Source organism: Atribacter sp. (assembly GCF_035418125.1).
Lineage (GTDB): Bacteria > Atribacterota > Atribacteria > Atribacterales > Atribacteraceae > Atribacter > Atribacter allofermentans.
On record NZ_DAOLQM010000287.1, the window covers coordinates 1 to 2,569 of the forward strand.

Genomic DNA, 2,569 nt, shown 5'->3' on the forward strand with positions numbered 1-2,569 from the left:
AGATGTCCAAAAAGCTCATACCCTTTTTCAAAGGTTGAATATGGTGTAAGTTTTTTAAAAATCAATTTTTTGTAGTTTTAAAATGAATTGGAAAAAATTTCTCTCCCTGTTTCAGGTAATCCTCCTTTTTAGATTCTTTTTATGTTCGTTCCCTTCTTAAATAACCATAACTATTTTCAACAAATTGATTCAATCGAGCCTTTAAAGATACTTTCTTAACTTTATAAATTTAACATCAAGGAACGACATTTTAAGAGGGTAGCGGTCTCTTTAAAATATTAAAAAACTTTAATATTTCTTCAATACTTCTTTAACAATTTAAAACTACAATTTCTTCAATATGAATTCACATATAGGAGGTTATTTAATATGAAAAAAATGGTTAGGTTTATTTTTATAAGTCTGGCGGTTTTTTCTTTTGCTTTTTCTGCTTTTTCAGCAGAGAAGATGAATGTTTCTGGCTCAACCACTGTCCTTCCCATTATGCAAATTGTTGCTGAGGAGTTTATGTATCAGAATCCCGATGTAAATATTACAGTAAGTGGTGGTGGGTCTGGGGTAGGTATTGCTGCTCTAATTGATAAAATTACTGATATTGCTATGTCATCCCGACAGATCAAAACTGAAGAGTTAGATAAAGCCGTTGCCAAAGGTCTCTCCATCCAGGAGTTTGAAATTGCCAAGGATGCCATCACGGTCATCGTGAGTCCCGCTAATACCAAGATGAATCAAATCGACAGTCAAACTTTGAAGCAGATCTATACCGGAGCAATCACCAACTGGAAAGACCTCAATGGAGAAGATAAGCCAATCGTGGTTATTTCCCGTGATACCAATTCTGGAACCTTTGAAGTTTTTAATGAGCATATCTTGAAAAAAGACCATTTAGCCCCTGCAGTTTTAATGCTTGCCTCTAATCGAGCAATTCTGGATGAAGTTGGAAAAAATCCCGATGCCATCGGGTATGTTGGGCTGGGATATGTAACCGATCAAGTCAAGGGGCTTCTTTTAGACGGAGTTGAGCCTACCAAGGAGAACGCTCTTAACGAGAGCTACCCCATCAGTCGTGGGCTTTATCTGTATACTCCCGATATTCCCCAGGGAGTTACCAAGGCATTTATAGACTTCTTCTTTAGCGAAGAAGGTCAAGCAATTGTTGAAGAAGAAGGTTTTATCCGAATTAATTAGGAGACCTAACCGGCTGGTTGAGAAAAACCGAAAGCAACCATGACCAGCCGGTTCTTATCAATATTCATGACAATCAGTTTTCTAATTTTATATTGAAGAGTAGGTAAAAAATTATGCTATGAGTATTTTGATGGATTTTTTCTTATGAAAAGATTTATGGTTGAATGTTCAAGTGATAAATATTCAGATAAAACTGAGTAACTATCGTCACCATCGTCACTATTTTATAACATTTGTGAAAAAGACGAGAAAATGGATACGTCTGGTCGAGTGAATTTCAGTTAATTGTATTTTAAATATTAAAGATAGATAGGAGAGTGAAGAATGGAGAATATTAAAAAAATTGCTCTAGTTGCCCATGATAATCAAAAGCAGGACCTAATCGAATGGGCACAATGGAATAAAAACATTTTAGATAACCATCTGATTTTTGCTACCGGAACGACCGGAAAGTTACTTATTGATCGAGTAGGGTTAAAAGTCCACTGTTTAAAAAGTGGTCCCTTGGGAGGTGACCTCCAAATAGGAGCAAAAATTGTTGAAGGAGAAATCGATGTTCTAATCTTTTTTTGGGATCCTCTCAAGCCCCAACCTCATGATGTTGATGTAAAAGCTTTACTGCGGATAGCCGTCGTATATAATATTCCAACTGCCTGCAATCGTTCCTCTGCTGATTACCTCGTTTCATCCGTCTTACTTTATAGCCAATACCAACCTCTCCTCAAAACCTGCTAATTCTGCTTTATTGGTTTCCACTCTGGAGAAACAATGATGAGTGATAGCCCAAAATTCTATATGCCATGGTATGACGCTACATTAATCGAACGCAATAAAGACCGAGGGATTGCGACTTTTTGATTCCTTCTCCCTTGATGGGAGAAGGTGAGGATGAGGGCGGAAATAGCTTTTTCAGAAATCAATCTCCCCCTTTAGAAAAGAAGGTAAGGGGGATTTGAAAGAATTTTAAAAAATTGAATTTATCTTGATCTCCTTTTAACCAAAGGGAGAGGAAAGAAAAAAATTAAAAAAGGTTGGGATGAAGCTGAAAATTTTCTATTCGTTACTCATAACTCCCTTCTCACTTTATTTTAAGGAGAGAACTCCTTAATCTTCTTGATATTTCTAATTGTTATCTAGATGAACTGTTAACCAAAAGCGGCTCTGAATCTAGTCATTTTTATAAGGTTTTGCTATCGCTAGAAATGAAAAAAATGATTCAAACCTATACTTGCAAGAAGATAGGATTATGTTGACAGAGTAAATGGTTTGATATAACATAGCCGAATGAGGGGAAGTAAGTTTCGGGGAGTAGCGCAGCATGGGAGCGCACTCGCTTGGGGTGCGAGTGGTCGGCGGTTCAAATCCGCTCTCCCCGACCAAG

General features: G+C 37.1%; 2 protein-coding genes and 1 tRNA gene. All 3 read left to right on the forward strand.

Features of this window, described 5'->3' with window-relative positions:
- Window positions 1–369 precede the first annotated feature (369 nt).
- The 3 genes from PLK24_RS10605 to PLK24_RS10615 all read left to right on the forward strand — a co-directional run bounded on the left by PLK24_RS10605 (window position 370) and on the right by PLK24_RS10615 (window position 2,567).
- Window positions 370–1,188, forward strand: coding sequence for a PstS family phosphate ABC transporter substrate-binding protein (locus tag PLK24_RS10605; RefSeq protein ID WP_324478954.1), 819 nt, complete (start codon window positions 370–372; stop codon window positions 1,186–1,188).
- Between the two features lie 324 nt (window positions 1,189–1,512).
- Complete coding sequence (locus PLK24_RS10610; RefSeq protein WP_324478956.1) at window positions 1,513–1,923, forward strand: methylglyoxal synthase; 411 nt, start codon at window positions 1,513–1,515, stop codon at window positions 1,921–1,923.
- 567 nt (window positions 1,924–2,490) lie between these two features.
- Window positions 2,491–2,567 (forward strand) — tRNA-Pro (locus PLK24_RS10615).
- Window positions 2,568–2,569 lie beyond the last annotated feature (2 nt).